Annotated in this window: 17 protein-coding genes, 3 tRNA genes and 1 other annotated feature; of the genes, 16 read left to right on the top strand and 4 right to left on the bottom strand. The window is 65.7% G+C overall.

Features of this window, described 5'->3' with window-relative positions; genetic code table 11:
- Positions 1-84: 84 nt before the first annotated feature.
- Positions 85-1,322, top strand: a protein-coding gene (locus ACSAGD_RS11010) for an IS3 family transposase (RefSeq protein WP_437582785.1) whose coding sequence is annotated in 2 segments (ribosomal slippage) — positions 85-364 and positions 364-1,322 — 1,239 coding nt in all. Because the reading frame shifts where the segments join, the coding sequence is not laid out codon by codon here.
- Positions 357-472: a sequence feature (AL1L pseudoknot), on the top strand. It overlaps the preceding gene by 116 nt.
- 204 nt (positions 1,323-1,526) lie before the next feature.
- Here the strand turns inward: ACSAGD_RS11010 and ACSAGD_RS11005 are convergent.
- The 3 genes from ACSAGD_RS11005 to ACSAGD_RS10995 form a co-directional block, all read right to left on the bottom strand.
- Positions 1,527-1,599: transfer RNA gene (locus ACSAGD_RS11005), tRNA-Phe, on the bottom strand.
- A 60-nt stretch (positions 1,600-1,659) separates the two neighbouring features.
- Positions 1,660-1,733 (bottom strand) — tRNA-Asp (locus ACSAGD_RS11000).
- Between the two features lie 61 nt (positions 1,734-1,794).
- Positions 1,795-1,867 (bottom strand) — tRNA-Glu (locus tag ACSAGD_RS10995).
- Between the two features lie 263 nt (positions 1,868-2,130).
- Between ACSAGD_RS10995 and ACSAGD_RS10990 the strand changes: the two genes are divergently transcribed.
- Complete coding sequence (locus tag ACSAGD_RS10990; protein WP_437582784.1) at positions 2,131-3,480, top strand: peptidoglycan DD-metalloendopeptidase family protein; 1,350 nt, start codon at positions 2,131-2,133, stop codon at positions 3,478-3,480.
- A gap of 90 nt (positions 3,481-3,570) precedes the next feature.
- Here ACSAGD_RS10990 and ACSAGD_RS10985 read toward each other — a convergent pair whose 3' ends face one another.
- Complete coding sequence (locus ACSAGD_RS10985) at positions 3,571-4,065, bottom strand: inorganic diphosphatase (protein WP_437582783.1); 495 nt, start codon at positions 4,063-4,065, stop codon at positions 3,571-3,573.
- 52 nt (positions 4,066-4,117) lie between these two features.
- On the opposite strand from ACSAGD_RS10985, the gene tilS reads away from it, so the two are divergent.
- From tilS to ACSAGD_RS10915, 14 genes are all read left to right on the top strand, one after another.
- Entirely contained in the window at positions 4,118-5,143 is a 1,026-nt protein-coding gene (tilS, locus tag ACSAGD_RS10980) for a tRNA lysidine(34) synthetase TilS (RefSeq protein ID WP_437582782.1), read from the top strand.
- 35 nt (positions 5,144-5,178) lie between these two features.
- On the top strand, positions 5,179-5,736 hold the full coding sequence (gene hpt / locus ACSAGD_RS10975) for a hypoxanthine phosphoribosyltransferase (RefSeq protein WP_437582781.1): 558 nt from the start codon (positions 5,179-5,181) through the stop codon (positions 5,734-5,736).
- 126 nt (positions 5,737-5,862) lie between these two features.
- A complete protein-coding gene (gene ftsH, locus ACSAGD_RS10970) occupies positions 5,863-7,917 on the top strand; it encodes an ATP-dependent zinc metalloprotease FtsH (protein WP_437582780.1) in 2,055 nt (684 codons plus the stop codon).
- A gap of 2 nt (positions 7,918-7,919) precedes the next feature.
- A complete protein-coding gene (gene folE, locus ACSAGD_RS10965; protein WP_437582779.1) occupies positions 7,920-8,501 on the top strand; it encodes a GTP cyclohydrolase I FolE in 582 nt (193 codons plus the stop codon).
- Complete coding sequence (gene folP / locus ACSAGD_RS10960; RefSeq protein ID WP_437582778.1) at positions 8,498-9,301, top strand: dihydropteroate synthase; 804 nt, start codon at positions 8,498-8,500, stop codon at positions 9,299-9,301. The genes folE and folP overlap by 4 nt, the downstream gene beginning before the upstream one ends.
- 104 nt (positions 9,302-9,405) lie before the next feature.
- Entirely contained in the window at positions 9,406-10,008 is a 603-nt protein-coding gene (locus tag ACSAGD_RS10955; protein ID WP_437582777.1) for a biotin transporter BioY, read from the top strand.
- Positions 10,009-10,012: 4 nt separating this feature from the next.
- Entirely contained in the window at positions 10,013-10,729 is a 717-nt protein-coding gene (locus ACSAGD_RS10950) for an energy-coupling factor ABC transporter ATP-binding protein (RefSeq protein ID WP_437582776.1), read from the top strand.
- Positions 10,726-11,328 carry an energy-coupling factor transporter transmembrane component T family protein gene (locus ACSAGD_RS10945; RefSeq protein WP_437582775.1) on the top strand — a complete coding sequence of 201 codons (603 nt, stop codon included), beginning with the start codon at positions 10,726-10,728 and terminating at the stop codon, positions 11,326-11,328. The genes ACSAGD_RS10950 and ACSAGD_RS10945 overlap by 4 nt, the downstream gene beginning before the upstream one ends.
- 28 nt (positions 11,329-11,356) lie before the next feature.
- Positions 11,357-11,743 (top strand): dihydroneopterin aldolase, encoded by a 387-nt coding sequence (gene folB, locus ACSAGD_RS10940; protein WP_437582774.1) that lies wholly within the window; start codon positions 11,357-11,359, stop codon positions 11,741-11,743.
- Positions 11,740-12,249, top strand: coding sequence for a 2-amino-4-hydroxy-6-hydroxymethyldihydropteridine diphosphokinase (gene folK, locus ACSAGD_RS10935; RefSeq protein ID WP_437582773.1), 510 nt, complete (start codon positions 11,740-11,742; stop codon positions 12,247-12,249). Before folB ends, folK begins: the two co-directional genes overlap by 4 nt.
- Complete coding sequence (locus ACSAGD_RS10930) at positions 12,246-12,713, top strand: DUF3180 domain-containing protein (protein WP_437582772.1); 468 nt, start codon at positions 12,246-12,248, stop codon at positions 12,711-12,713. Before folK ends, ACSAGD_RS10930 begins: the two co-directional genes overlap by 4 nt.
- The gene (locus ACSAGD_RS10925) at positions 12,697-13,275 is read left to right on the top strand and encodes a PH domain-containing protein (RefSeq protein ID WP_437582771.1); all 579 of its coding nucleotides are present in this window, start codon (positions 12,697-12,699) and stop codon (positions 13,273-13,275) included. The genes ACSAGD_RS10930 and ACSAGD_RS10925 overlap by 17 nt, the downstream gene beginning before the upstream one ends.
- Positions 13,272-14,864, top strand: a complete 1,593-nt coding sequence (locus tag ACSAGD_RS10920) for a PH domain-containing protein (RefSeq protein ID WP_437582770.1) — start codon at positions 13,272-13,274, stop codon at positions 14,862-14,864. The genes ACSAGD_RS10925 and ACSAGD_RS10920 overlap by 4 nt, the downstream gene beginning before the upstream one ends.
- The gene (locus tag ACSAGD_RS10915) at positions 14,861-15,547 is read left to right on the top strand and encodes a Rossmann-like and DUF2520 domain-containing protein (RefSeq protein WP_437582768.1); all 687 of its coding nucleotides are present in this window, start codon (positions 14,861-14,863) and stop codon (positions 15,545-15,547) included. Before ACSAGD_RS10920 ends, ACSAGD_RS10915 begins: the two co-directional genes overlap by 4 nt.
- The last annotated feature ends 31 nt before the right edge of the window (positions 15,548-15,578 follow it).

Below are 15,578 nucleotides of genomic sequence, written 5' to 3'. Positions count from 1 at the left end.
CGAGGGCGCGAACATTGTCGGCGAGGTAGGCGGCTCTGAATCGGCCTGGTTTTCGTTCCGTTCTTCAAGCAAGGATGGAACACGATGAATCAGAAGTACTCGCCCGAGATGCGTGAGCGTGCGCTGCGGATGCTGGATGAGGCCAAGCCGGATCATCCGAACCTGATGACCGCTGTTCGACATGTCGCTGGCCTACTGGGTATGAGCGCGGAGACGTTACGGGTGTGGCATCGCCGCCGCGAGGTCGACGCGGGCCAGCGGCCCGGGGTGCCCAGCGACGTTGCCGAGGAGAACGCGCGGCTGCGTCGCGAGGTCGCCGAGTTGCGGCGCGCCAACGAGATCCTCAAGGCGGCGAGTGTGTTTTTCGCCAAGGAACTCGACCGCCCCACGACGAGATGATCCGCTTCATCGACAAGCATCGGGATCACTTCGGGGTCGAGGCCATCTGCCGTGTGCTGCGCGCGGCAGTTCGTGGGTTCATCACCTCTCGCGGGTATCGCGCCGCGAAACGACGTCTGCCATCGGCCAGACGCCTCCGAGACGAGTTGCTCGTCCCGGAGGTTGCCAGGCTGCATGCGGAGAACTACGGCGTCTACGGGCGACGGAAGATGCATGCGCTGATGCGCCGCCAGGGCTGGGACATCGGCCGCGATCAGACCGAACGCCTCATGCGCCTGGCCGGGGTCCGTGGCGTGAAGAAGTCGATGAGAGTGTTCACCACGCGCTCCGACAAGACCGCGACGCTGCCGAGCGATCTCGTCAACCGACGCTTCACCGCGCCAGCACCTCGCCGCCTCTGGGTCTGCGACGTGACCTACGTCGCCACCTGGTCCGGGTTCGCTTACGTCGCGTTCGTCACCGACGTCTACTCCCGGCGCATCGTCGGGTGGAACGTCGCCTCCACGCTGCGGTCGGAGATCCTGCCGATGCAGGCACTCGACATGGCCGCATGGCACGCCGGAGGCCGCCTCGACGGGCTGATCCATCATGCAGATCACGGGTCGAACTACACCGCGATGGTCTACACCGACCGGATCGCCGGACTCGGTGCGGTCCCCTCGACGGGAACCGTCGGCGACAGCTTCGACAACGCGATGGCCGAGGCCGTCAACAACCTCTACAAGACCGAGCTGATCCGTCAGCAAGGGCCCTGGCGAACGGTCGAGCAGGTCGAGCTCGCGACGCTCGAGTGGGTGTGGTGGTGGAACAATCAGCGCCTCCACGGCGAGCTCGACATGCGCACACCCACCGAGGTCGAGAACGCGTACTACGCTGACCTCGAATCAGCCAATCCAGCAACTGCCGGACAAGGCTCCCGATAGGAACGAAAGTCAGGCCGATTCACCCCGACGAAACCCCCAGCCTCTACGACACCGGCCTCACCGCAGAAGAAGGCCTCTGGACACGCACAGGATGGGCAGGACGAACATGACACGCCCGAACCCATCCACACGTTTTGGCCTATAAGCCACGACCGGGTAGCTGCGAAACAAGAAAGCCCCTGGCGAACCAAGGGCTTATTCTTGTGGCTCCGACCGGCGTCGATCCGGTGACCTTTCGATTTTCAGTCGAACGCTCTACCAACTGAGCTACAGAGCCATGCGACGAAACCGCCGCATAGGGTGAAAAACCCTTCCTCTCGGAAGGGTTTTTCACCTGCGACCCTGACCGGACTTGAACCGGCGACCTCCGCCGTGACAGGGCGGCGCGCTAACCAACTGCGCCACAGGGCCTAACTTTTGTTGCTATTGAATTGTACTGCATGTTCGGTAGTGCTTTTTACCTCATCGTGCGTGACCCCAACGGGATTCGAACCCGTGTTACCGCCGTGAAAGGGCGACGTCCTAGGCCACTAGACGATGGGGCCTCAAAACCCCTCCGAGGAGTTGCTTTGGCTACCGACGTAAAAGCATATGAAACCCGCGTCGATTTCACAAATCTCACTGCGTCCCGGGCGCGCCGATCTGGCGACCGGCCCAAAATGTCGCTGGAAATCAGCTTTCGAGCGGTTACATTCTCGATGAACAGAGCGCCGTGAGGCTTGCATTCTCGCGCGCGTTGATGGATGTTTGTGATTAGTGTTAACGATGTTGCGATCGTTACAAATGTGAAAAGGTCGGTGCGAAACTGATGGCGAAGCGAGATCGAGAGCCCCGCGCGGGCATTTTCTCGCGGTCCAGCGACCCCGATTCAGGCCGCGGCCAGACGCGCCGACAGGTCATCGCGGTCGGAGTCTTCGGCTTCGTCAGCGCCGTCGCCGGCGTGACGGGCATCGCCCCCGCGTGGGCCGACAAGTACCCCAGCTGGGATGACGTCAAGAAGGCCAAGAACAACGAAGCCGCCAAGAAAAAAGAGATCGAGAAGATCAAGAATCTGATCGCATCTCTCGAGCAGCGTGTCAAAGACACACAGGCTGCGGCTGAGGAAGCCGGACAGAAGCTCTACGACGCGGGAATCGCGCTGAGCGAGGCGCAGGAGCGCGCGGAGTCCCTTCAGCACGAAGCTGATGAGAAGGACAAGGAAGCAGACGAGGCCATCACGAAGGCCGGTCAGCTCGCGGCGCAGCTCTACCGCTCCGGCGGAGATAACGCCAGCCTTGGCCTGATCTTCGACGCGTCGAAGTCCGGTCCTGACGATCTGCTCGCCGCGCTCGGCAGCATGACGAAGCTCGTCGAGCACAACCAGTCGGTGTATCAGAACGCCCTCACGGCGAAGAACACCGCGCAGTCGCTCAGTGACCAGGCTGTCGTCGCTCGTGACGAGCGCGATCGGCTGAAGAAGGAAGCCGAGGAGGCTTTCGAGGAGGCGCAGGCAGCGGCGCAGGCCGCGCAGGCGGCTCTTGAGGAGCAGCAGAGCAACCAGGACCAGCTCGAAGCTCAGCTTGAGGCTCTGCAGGACAAGACGTCTAAGACAGTCGAGCAGTACAAGAAGGGCGTCGAAGAGCGCCGCAAGGCTGCCGAAGCCGCACGCAAGCGCCGCGAGGAAGCCGCGCGCAAGGCTGCAGAGGAAGCCGCGAAGAACAACGGCGGCGGAGGCGGCGGTGGTGGCGGTTCCTCCGGCGGCGGTGGCGGTGGCGGCGGAGGCGGCGGCTCGTCTTCTGGCTGGCGCTGGCCCTGCGGCGGGCGCTACATCACGTCGCCCTTCGGTTGGCGCACGCACCCGATCACGGGCAATCGAAAGTTCCACGAGGGCATCGACATCGCCGGTGGCTATGGATCCGCGATCTGGGCCGCACGCGGCGGCACAATCGAGTACGCCGGGTGGTACGGCGGCTACGGCAACTATGTCTTGATCAACCACGGTGGCGGCGTCTACACCGGTTACGGCCACATGAGTGCGATCTATCGCTGGAGTGGCTGGGTCAACGCCGGAACCTCGATCGGCGCGATGGGCAGCACCGGCAACTCGACGGGTACCCATCTGCACTTCGAGGTGCGGAACGGACGCTGGAATCCGGTGAACCCGCTCAATTACGTCTAGCAGGGCGCGAGCGATCACGCGTGATCGCAGAAAGAGAGGCGGTCCGCAGCATCACGCTGCGAACCGCCTCTCTTTCTCAGGCCAGGGGGCTCAGTGACCGCCCTCTTCCTTGAGCTTCGCGAAGCCGTCCTGCACGATCTGCTCGGCCTCTGCGGCGTTGCCCCAGCCTTCGATCTTGACGAACTTGCCCGGCTCGAGGTCCTTGTAACGGGTGAAGAAGTGCTCGATCTCGGCGCGCTGGTGCTCCGGAACATCCTCGATGTCCTGAATGTGCTGCCAGCGAGGGTCCTTGTACTGGACGCACACGACCTTGGCATCCGAGCCCGCCTCGTCGCTCATGTTGAGCACGCCGACAGGGCGGACCTTCACGACGACGCCCGGGAAGATCGGGTACTCGAGCAGCACGAGTGCGTCGACGGGGTCGCCGTCGAGGCCGAGCGTGTTCTCGAAATAGCCGTAGTCCACGGGGTACACGAAGTTCGTGAACAGCACGCGGTCCAGGTAGACGCGACCGGTCTCGTGGTCCACCTCATACTTGTTGCGGCTGCCCTTGGGGATTTCTACGACGACGTCGTATTCGGCCATGTGTTCTCTCCTTGTGATCGACGGAAGCGAAAACCTGGAATAACGTTACTTGATGCCCTCCTCCAGCTCCCATTCCTCTGACAGCGATAGACGACCGCGGCTCGACCCAGCGACCGCGGCGATCCGACTTGGGGTGCGCCGCTCCCTGGAGCATGTGCCCGATAGCGGCGTCGTGCTCGTGTGCGTTTCAGGCGGTGCGGATTCGATGGCGCTGGCGGCAGCGACCTGCTTCGAGGCTGAGGCCCGAGGCATCCTCGTGCATTCGATCACCGTGGACCACGGCCTGCAGGACGGATCTGCCGAGATCGCCCGTCGCACCGCGCAGACGCTGGCCGAGTGGGGCGTCGAGTCACACGTCGAGACGGTGGCGGTGACGGATGCCGGTGGGCCTGAGGCCGCCGCGAGGTCAGCGCGCTACGCTGCGATCGACGCCGTGGCGGGACGGATCGGCGCGGATCTCGTTCTGCTCGGGCACACGCTCGACGACCAGGCGGAGACGGTGCTGCTCGGGCTGGCGCGTGGCTCTGGCGCCGGGAGCCTCAAGGGCATGGCGCCGCTGAGCGGACGTTACGCGAGGCCGCTTCTCGACGTGCGGCGCGAGCAGACGCGCGCTTCGTGCCGCGAGCGTGGCATCAACGTCTGGGACGACCCGCAGAACGACGACCACACGTTCACGCGAGTGCGCGTGCGGAACCGAGTGCTTCCCGTGCTTGAGGACGAGCTCGGGCCCGGCATCGCCGAGGCGCTCGCGCGCACCGCCGAGCAGTCGCGGGAGGACGAGGCCGCGTTCGAGCAGATGATCGAGGAGTTCATCGAGGAGGTGTGCGCTCCTGCCGAAGCGGGAATCGCGGTGGAGGTGAGCGCCCTCGCTCACAACCCCGCAGCGCTGCGGAACCGGCTCATCAGGTACGTCGCCTCCGCCGAGTTCGGCGTCTCCCTCAGCCGCACGCACACGCTCGCGATCGTCGAGCTCGTGACGCACTGGAAAGGGCAGGGGCCGATCCACGTGCCGGGCATCACGGTGACGCGGGCCGACGGGTGCATCCTCTTCACGGCGCGCAGCTCCCCGGCATCCTGATCTCACCTGTCTGCTGCGGCACGTAGACTCGTTTCATGCACGCGAGCGATATCGAGAGCGACCTCACAAAGGTCCTCGTCACTGAAGAGCAGATCGAAGCGAAACTGGCCGAACTCGGGGCGCAGATCGATCGAGACTACGCGGGCAAAGACCTGCTTCTCGTCGGCGTGCTGAAAGGCGCTGTGATGGTCATGGCCGACCTGTCGCGGCACCTCGGCCACAACGTCGAGATCGACTGGATGGCCGTCTCGAGCTACGGAGCGGGAACGAAGTCCAGCGGTGTCGTGCAGATCCGCAAAGACCTCGACACCGACATCGGGGGCCGTCACGTCCTCATCGTCGAGGACATCATCGACTCCGGCCTGACGCTGTCGTGGCTGCTCGACAACTTCGCCTCGCGCGGAGCCGCCTCGATCGAGGTCTGCGCGCTGCTGCGCAAACCGGAGGCCGCGAAGGTCGAGATCGACTGCAAGTACGTCGGGTTCGACATTCCGAACGACTTCGTGGTCGGCTACGGTCTGGACTTCGCGGAGCGCTACCGCAATCTGCGTGATGTGGCTGTTCTCGCGCCGCACGTATACAAGGAAGACTGACCCTCTGTACGCCCTCGGGGAACACCGAGGGCACGCACAGACGTCGCACGATAGCCTTATTGCCACAGAACCAGCCCGTTCTGTCTATCCCACGTGAAAGGTGCTGAGCCGCACGCTCCTACGCCCATGAACCTGAAGCGCATCTTCAAAGGACCGATTCCCTACATCCTTCTCGCCGTCGTGGTGTTCTGGATCGGGTCGTCACTGCTCAACCTCGGCGGTTACAAAGAGATCTCGACCGACGAAGGGCTCGACCTTCTCAAGGGCGACACGGTCACCCAGGCGGTGATCACACAGGGCGACAACCGCGTCGACCTCACGCTCAACAAGGCCGATGGCGACAACGGCAAGATGGTCCAGTTCTACTTCGTGGATGCCCGCGCCAACGCCGTCATCGACGCGGTGTCGGATGCCTCCCCGAAGGACGGCTTCAACGACGAGGTTCCGCAGGGCAATTGGTGGCTCTCCATGGCCAGCATCCTGCTTCCCCTGCTGCTGATCGGCGTGTTCTTCTGGTTCATGATCTCGAGCATGCAGGGCGGCGGCGGCAAGGTCATGCAGTTCGGCAAGTCGAAGGCGAAGCTCGTCTCGAAGGAGTCGCCGAAGGTCACCTTCACCGACGTGGCCGGTGCTGAAGAGGCCATCGAGGAGCTTCAGGAGATCAAGGACTTCCTGCAGGATCCCGCGAAGTTCCAGGCGGTCGGCGCGCGCATCCCGAAGGGTGTTCTGCTCTACGGCCCTCCCGGCACCGGTAAGACTCTTCTCGCTCGTGCTGTCGCGGGTGAGGCCGGCGTGCCGTTCTACTCGATCTCGGGCTCGGACTTCGTCGAGATGTTCGTCGGCGTCGGCGCGAGCCGTGTGCGCGACCTCTTCCAGCAGGCGAAGGAGAACTCGCCCGCGATCATCTTCGTCGACGAGATCGACGCCGTCGGCCGCCACCGCGGCGCCGGCATGGGCGGCGGTCACGACGAGCGCGAGCAGACCCTGAACCAGTTGCTCGTCGAGATGGACGGCTTCGACCCCAAGACCAACGTCATCCTGATCGCGGCGACCAACCGCCCCGACATTCTTGACCCGGCGCTTCTGCGTCCGGGGCGCTTCGACCGGCAGATCGGCGTGGACGCTCCCGACCTCCAGGGTCGGCTGCAGATCCTTCAGGTGCACGGCCGCGGCAAGCCGCTCGCCGAGGGTGTCGACCTCGAGATCGTCGCCCGCAAGACTCCGGGCTTCACCGGTGCTGACCTCGCGAACGTGCTCAATGAGGCCGCACTTCTGACCGCGCGCTCCAACGCGCAGCTCATCGACAACCGTGCACTGGACGAGGCGATCGACCGTGTCATCGCTGGCCCGCAGCGTCGCACGCGCGTGATGAACGAGAAGGAGAAGCTCATCACCGCGTATCACGAGGGCGGGCACGCGCTCGCGGCGGCGGCGATGAACCACACTGACCCGGTCACGAAGATCACGATCCTCCCGCGCGGTCGGGCACTCGGCTACACCATGGTGCTCCCGCTCGAAGACAAGTACTCCGTCACCCGCAACGAGCTGCTCGACCAGCTCACGTATGCCCTTGGTGGCCGTGTCGCCGAGGAGATCGTCTTCCACGACCCCACCACGGGTGCGTCGAACGACATCGAGAAGGCGACGGGGATCGCGCGCAAGATGGTCACCGAATACGGTATGACCACGGATGTCGGCCCCGTCAAGCTTGGTCAGGCCTCGGGAGAGATGTTCCTCGGGCGCGACATGGGCCACCAGCGCGACTACTCGGAGCGTCTCGCCGAGCACGTGGACACACAGATCCGCGAGCTCATCGAGAAGGCGCACGACGAGGCGTGGCAGGTCATCAATGACAACCGTGACGTTCTCGACACGCTCGCTCGCGAACTGCTCGAGAAGGAGACCCTCGACCACAACCAGCTCGATGAGATCTTCAAGCCGGTGCGCAAGCTTCCGGAGCGCCCGGTCTGGCTGTCGAGCCCTGACCGGCCCGTGAGCGATCTCCCTCCCGTCGAGTTCCCGACCAGCACGGCTCCGATCGAACCGGGGCTCACAGGCGGAAGCGTGACGTCCACCGAGGACGCTCCCCACGGTGAGACCGGGGGAGAGGATGCCGCGAGCGACGCATCCACGACGACGAAGACCGACGATCCCCCGGCATCCGACGCCGATAACGCGTAGTCATGGCGGACGTGGATCGTGAGCGCATCGAGGCGGCAACACGAGAGTTGCTCCTCGCGATCGGCGAGCGTCTTGACCGTCCGGGGGTGAAGAACACCCCACAGCGCGTCGCCGAGGCGTATGCGGAGTTCTTCCATGGCGTCGGAGAAGATCCCCTGCAGCACCTCGGCGAGGGCATCCCTCTCGACGAGAACGACTCAGGCGACATCGTCATTCTGAGAGACATTGCGTTCCGGTCCATGTGTGAGCATCATCTGCTCCCGTTCATCGGTGTCGCGCACGTGGCGTATGCGCCTCGTGAGCGGGTCATCGGGCTCGGTCGCATCCCTCGCGTCGTCGACGTGCTCGCGGCACGACCGCAGGTGCAGGAGCGACTCGGTGAGCAGATCGCCGAGACCATCGAGACGGGCCTCGACTCCGCGGGCGTGCTCGTCGTGATCGATGCTTCACACACGTGCATGACCGCGCGCGGAACCCGCCAGGCTGACTCCACAACGGTCACGGTGGCCAGCAGGGGCAGTCTCTCGGACCCCGTGCAGCGAGCGGAGGCGATCGCCCTCATCGGGAAGGGGAGCGGCGAATGACGCTCATCATGGGGGTTGTGAATGTCACCCCCGACTCGTTCAGCGACGGGGGCAGATTCTTCAGCCACGACGATGCCATCGCCCACGCGCGGCAGCTGCACGACGAAGGCGCCGACCTCATCGACGTCGGCGGGGAGTCGACCCGGCCGGGCGCCGTGCTCGTCGATCCCGACGAGGAGCAGCGGCGGGTCATCCCCGTCATCGAGCAGCTCGCTCGTGACGGCATACGCGTCAGCGTCGACACCATGCACGCGTCGACCGCGGCGGCGGCCGTCGCCGTCGGCGCGGAGATCATCAACGACGTCTCGGGTGGGCTCGTCGACCCCGATATGCCCCGTGTCGCCGCAGAGAGCGGGCGGGACTTCGTCGCGATGCACTGGCGTGGCTACCTCACGGACCCACACGAGCGGGTGCACTACGACGACGTCCTCCACGATGTCCATCGTGAGCTGAGCGGACGACTTGAATCGCTCATGGATGCCGGTATCGCACCGGAACGCCTCATCGTGGACCCCGGACTCGGGTTCTCAAAGAATCCCGAGCACAACTGGGCGATTCTGGCGCACCTCGGTCGGTTCCAGCAGCTCGCCGGCCGGACGCTCATCGGCGCGAGCCGAAAGAGATTCCTCTCGACGGTCTCACCCGTCGGCGCTCAGCCCGCCGACAGAGACCCGGCCACCGCGGCGATCAGCATGCTGTGCGCCCAGGCGGACATCTGGGCTGTGCGCGTGCACAACGTCGCCGGTACGCGGACGGCGTTCAACGTGCTGGATGCCGTCACGGCGCACAGCGGCGTTTAGACGTGACTCCGCACGCGGTTTGGAGATCGCGCACAATAAATATTCGAGATCGGTGTGAGAACCTCCAGCAACACGCGTCGCGAAAGCTGACACTGTAGGTAATCGTGAAGACAACACTGAATGACATCACTCGCATCGCGACATTCGCGGCGATCATCGCCGTTCTCGGAATTCCCGGCTCCTTCAGCCCCTTCGGGCTCGCCGTGCCGATCACGCTGCAGACGCTCGGCGTCATGCTGGCCGGTGCCATCCTCGGCTGGTGGCGTGGCGCGGCATCCGTCGTCGTCGTCCTTGTGCTGACGGCCGCGGGCCTCCCGCTGCTCTCGGGCGGGCGCGGCGGCATCGGCGCATTCTTCACGCCCTCTTCTGGTTACCTGTACGGCTGGATCGTCGGAGCCGCGGTCGTCGGCCTCATCGTGCACCTGGGGGCGCGCCGTCCGGTCTGGTGGCGCGTCGCGCTCGGCTCGATCGTCGGAGGTATCCTCGTGGTCTACGCCTTCGGCATCCCCGTCATGGCCGGCATGCTCGGCATGACACTCACCGAAGCCGCGGTCGCCAACGTCATCTTTGTGCCGGGCGACCTCATCAAGGCCGGCCTCACCGTGGCACTCACGCTCGCCGTGTGGCGCGCATACCCGCGCGCTTTCGTCACCCCGCGCCCGCTGACGGCGTCGACGCCCGAGCGCGACACGGTCACGGCAGAGTAGCCGCATGGGCTCGATCGTCGACGGTGAGATCGTCCTCGATGATGTCACGGTGCGACACGACACCGCGGCCGGAGAGGTCACAGCGCTTGATCGTGTGTCGCTGCGCGCCTCAGCGCACAACCTCGCGGTCATCGGGCTGAACGGCTCGGGCAAGTCGACGTTCGCCCGGTTGCTGAATGGGCTCCGCACGCCGAGTTCGGGGCACGTGACGATCGACGGACTCGACACGGTGAAGCAGGTCAAGCAGCTGCGACGCCGGGTCGGGTTCGTCTTCACGAATCCGGACGCCCAGATCGTGATGCCCACGGTCTCCGAAGATCTCGCGTTCTCGCTCCGCGGTCGCGGACTCAGCAAGGCGCAGATCGCCGAGCGGGTCGCCCAGGTGCTCGCCGAGAACGGCCTCAGCGATCGTGCAGACGTGCCCGCGCACGACCTCTCGGGCGGGCAGAAGCAGATGCTGGCGATCCAGGCGGTGCTCGTCGCCGAGCCGCGGCTCATCGTCGCGGACGAACCGACGACGCTGCTCGATGCACGCAATGCGCGCCGCATCGCGGACCTGCTGCTCGAACTGCCGCAGCAGTGCGTCATCGTGACGCACGACCTCGAGCTCGCGGCCCGCTGCGACGAGGCGATCCTCTTCGACGAGGGCCGCGCGGTCGCGCAGGGTGCACCCGAGAGCGTGATCGAGCGGTACCGCTCAGAGATCGTGGCCCGACCATGACGATGCTCGGGCAGTATCGCGGCGGCGGGAGCATCCTGCATCGTCTGCCCGCGGGCTGGAAGATGCTCGGCCTCGTCGTGCTCGCTCTCGTGCTCGTCACACCGCCGCCCGCGTGGTGGAACCTCGGAGGCGGAGCGGTGCTCGTCATCGCGGGCTACCTCATCTCCGGCATCGGTCTCGGCGAACTGTGGCGGCAGATCATCGCGATCCGGCTGATCATCGTGTTCCTTGTCGCCGTTCCGCTGCTCTTCCTTCCCATCCCGTCCGTGCTGGGCAACGCGGCGCGGGTCATTCTCGTGCTACTTCTTGCGGCACTCGTCACGATGACGACGAGAACGACCGAAATTCTGGATGCCGTTCAACACGTTCTCCGCCCGTTCACGCGCTTCGGCGTGAATCCGGACCGTGTCGGGCTGGTCCTCGCGCTGACGATCCGCGCGGTTCCCGTGGTGGCGGGGATCGCCGCCGAGCTGCGTGACGCCCAGCGGGCACGGGCGGGCCGCGTGAGTGTGCGCGCCTATGTCGTGCCGCTGCTCGTGCAGTCACTGCGCTACGCGGACGACACCGCGGATGCCCTGGCTGCGCGGGGCGTGGAGTGAGTGCACCGTACGTGGCAGAGTGGAGTGTGTGAGCAGCGATCAGAGCGACCTCGATACGATCACCGTGACGGGCATACGCGTCCATGCCAACCATGGCGTGTTCGACTTCGAGCGTGAGAACGGTCAGGAGTTCGTGGTGGACATCGCCGTCGACGTCGACCTGCGTGCCGCGGCATCCGACGATGATCTGTCGAAGACAGTGCACTACGGGGAGCTCGCTGAGGCGGTCGCTGCCGCCGTGGCATCCTCTCCGGTGGACCTGATCGAGACGGTCGCGGAACGCGTCGCAGCGGCTGCTCTCGACTTCGAACCGGTGCAGCGCGCGCACGTCACTCTGCACAAGCCGCAAGCGCCGATTCCCGTTCCGTTCGACGACGTGACGGTGGCGATCACACGAACGAGGGGCGACCGATGACCGGTGCGGATGCCGTGACGATGCTGCGCTCCGAGCGCGCGGTTCTGGCGCTGGGAGCGAACCTCGGAGATCGCGAGGCGACGCTCGACGCCGCGGTGGAGGACCTGCGGGCCACTCCCGGTGTCATCGTGGATGCGGTATCGACGTTCATCGAGTCGACCGCGGTGACGCTCGAGGGGGAGGATGAATCGGCTCCGGCGTACCTCAACGGTGTCGTGCTCGTTCGCACGCTGCTTACTCCGGAGCGCCTGCTCGAGACCGTGAACCGCATCGAAGACGAGCACGGTCGTGTGCGAGAGGAGCGCTGGGGCAACCGAACGCTCGACATCGACGTCATCACCTTTGCGACGAGGCTAAGCGACGACCCGCACCTGACGTTGCCGCATCCGCGCGCGGCCGAGCGCACGTTCGTGCTTGACCCGTGGCTCGAGGTGGATCCGGATGCCGAGCTTCCGGGAGTCGGCCGAGTCGCCGACGTGCGTGATCAGTTGGGGAGCTCGTCGTGAAGCGCACCACCGCGACGCCGCTGGTGAGCCTCGCCGCGTTCGGCATCGTGATCGGCTTCCTCGTGGAGCTGTGGCTCACCTCCTCCGGTCTGGCGGTCATCGTGCCGCCGGTCACGCTGTCTCTCACCCTGCTCGTGGTGGGCGGGGTCGTGGTGGGCTTCGCGATTCCGATCCGCCGGTCGGTGACGGGCGCGTCGACGAAGCGCATCGACCCATTTCAGGCGATGCGCGTCGTCTCGCTGGCGAAGGCGTCGAGCTTCTCGGGCTCTCTCTTCCTCGGGCTTGCGCTTGGGGCGATCGTCTTCATGACGACGCGCATCGTGTGGCCCGGGGTACCATCGGTGTGGCTCACCGTCGCAATGTCAGTGGCCGCTGCCATCCTCATTGCGGCGGGTCTCGTGGCCGAGCACCTCTGCCGACTGCCGAAAGACGAGGACGATGACATCGATGCCACCGAATCCTGACCCTCGTGAGGGAGGCGCTCCGGTGCCTGAGCCGAGTGCGTCGCTCAACACGCACGACTCGAACGTGCTCGAGCCGCGCAATCCGTCTCGACTGCAGCTCGAGATCTCGGAGTGGCACCGTGTCTCGCCCAAGTACACGACGGTTCAGGTCATCGGCAACCTCCTGTTCTTCCTCGTGCTCGTGGTCGTCTTCGCCGTCATCGGAGTCTCCGGGCAGCTCTGGGCGTGGATTCCGGACGCGCTGGCCATCATCGGTCTGATCGTCTCGCTGATCATCACGCCTCGACAGGTGCGTGCGATCGGCTATCAGCTCCGTGAAGACGACCTCGTGTTCCGCAAGGGCATCATGTGGCAGCGCATCGTCGCGGTTCCCTACGGACGCATGCAGCTCGTCGACATCACGCGCGGGCCTCTCGCGCGGGCGCTCGGCATCGCCGACCTCAAGCTCGTGACGGCAGCCGCTGCGACCGGGGTGTCGATTCCTGGGCTTCCAAACGAGGATGCCGAGAATCTGCGCGACCATCTCGTGGAGGTCGCCGAGACGCGTCGGGCGGGACTGTGATCACGCCAGAGCAGCCGGGCCCAGAGCAGCATCCCGACGCCGTCAGCGCCGCCGCTCATTCGCTCGGCGACGATACCCTCGCCGACGGGGAGTGGCATCACCTGCACCCGGCGACGCCGCTTCTGCGCGGCGGGCTGATTCTCCTCGCGGTCTTCGGCTACGTCATCGCGAACCTGCGAGAGCGCCTCGTATCGATCTTCTTCGGCGACCAGTTCGCGGGCGAGTACGAAGGTGACCCGATCGACTGGATCTTCCGTGAGAACCTCGTGGGCTGGGCGCTCCTCGGTCTTGCCGTTCTGCTTGCGATCCTCATCCTCGCGTTCTATCTCTCGTGGCGCATGCACACATTCCGTGTCACTCACGAGGCGGTGGAGGTGCGCAGCGGCATCCTGTTCCGCCGTCACCGCAGAGCGCCTCTCGACCGCATCCAAGGCATTAACATCACGCGCTCGTTCATTCCTCGACTCGTGGGCGCGGCGAAGCTGCAGGTCTCTGTCGCCGGGCAGGGTGCGAGCACCGAGCTCTCATACCTCGGGTCGAAGCTGACAGACGGTCTGCGTCGAGACATCCTGCGACTCGCCTCCGGCGCAAAGGGCGAGGCCGCACCCGCTCCCGCGCACCAACGACCTCAGAGTGCGTCCGACCTCGTCTCCGAGCGCGTCAACGAGTTTCTCGCTCCTGAACTCGACCCGGACCTCGCCGAGCCCGAGTCCGTCGTGCATATTCCGCCGCTGCGCATCGCAGGGTCAGTTGTGATCAGCGGAACGACGGTGTTCTTCGTGCTCATGCTGATCGGGATGACATTTGCGGCGATCTACGGAACTCCCTGGGTGCTGTTCAGTGTCATCCCAGCCATGATCGGTTTCCTCACGTTCTACTGGTCGCGCATCACTCGCTCGATGCGCTACTCCATCGCGGCGACGCAGCACGGCATCCGGGTCGGCTACGGACTGCTCTCCATCTCGAACGAGACGATTCCACCCGGCCGCATTCACGGCATCGAGGTGCGGCAGTCGCTGCTGTGGCGGCCCTTCGGCTGGTGGGAGATCCGCATCAACACCGCAGTCCAGGAGTCGTCCGGCGGCAACCAGAGCCAGGCGCAGCAGCGTGCGATCCTCATGCCGGTCGGCACGCAGGAGGACGTTATGCGTGTGATCTCGCTCGTCCTCCCCGCGATCCCAGAGCGGGACGCAACGGATCTCGTGACGCGCGGCCTGCTCGGAACGGGGACGGATGCCGATTACACGACGGCTCCGCGAGCATCCCGCCTCTTCAACCCGTTCACCTGGAAGCGGGTGGGCTACGCTCTGCTCGGCGATGTTCTCGTGACCCGTCAGGGCTGGGCGCACCGGAGCTTGGTCATCGTGCCGCTCGCACGCGTGCAATCCGTGAGAATCGCCCAGGGGCCGTGGCAGCGGCGCCGCGATCTCGCGAGCGGCCACGCCCACACGGTGGCGGGGCCCGTGACGGCGCGCGTGTCCCAGCTGGGGCGCGACGACGCACTCCGCTTCTTCGATCGCGTGAACTCCGCGGCGCAGCGGGCCGCGGCATCCGACACCTCTGAGCGATGGGCGGCGATACCCGAATGAGCGAACAGCGCGCGGGCCGACTGGGCGTCGGCATCATCGGAGCGGGGCACGTCGGGCCCGTGCTGGCCTCCGCGCTCGCCGGAGCAGGGCACGCACTCATCGGAGTGTCGGCGGTCTCCGACGAGAGCCGCGAACGCGCAGAGACGATGCTTCCCGGAGTGCCGATCCTCGAGATCCCCGAGATCGTGGAGCGCAGCGAGCTCGTGCTCACGGCTGTTCCGGACGCCGAGCTGCCCAGCCTCGTGGAGGGGCTCGCAGCGACGCGTACCTGGCAGCCGGGCCAGCTCGTCGTGCACACCGCTCCGGGCTTCGGCATCGGCGTCCTCGAGCCGGCGCAGCGGCTCGGAAGCATCCCGCTGGCCATTCACCCGGCCATGTCGTTCACGGGCACGTCGCTCGATCTCACGCGTCTCGCCGAGACCTACTTCGCGGTGACGGCGCCGTCGCCCGTGCTGCCCATCGGCCAGGCGCTCGTGGTCGAGATGGGCGGCGAGCCGGTGGTGATCGCCGAGGCAGACAGAGCCGCCTACGCGGAGGCCATCGAGACCGCCAGCGCGTTCTCGCGATCGATCGTCGCGCAGGCCTCCGGCATCCTGCACGATATCGGCGTGGAGCAGCCGGGCGCCTACCTCTCCTCGCTCGTGCGCAGCTCGGTGGAGGACGCCCTCTCGGCTGACCGCTGAGGTGGCGGCATCCCCTCGGCTGTGATGGGTA

Source organism: Paramicrobacterium salitolerans (genome assembly GCF_051513965.1).
In the GTDB taxonomy this organism is placed as follows: domain Bacteria; phylum Actinomycetota; class Actinomycetes; order Actinomycetales; family Microbacteriaceae; genus Paramicrobacterium.
This window is presented reverse-complemented; position numbering and strand designations above follow the sequence as displayed.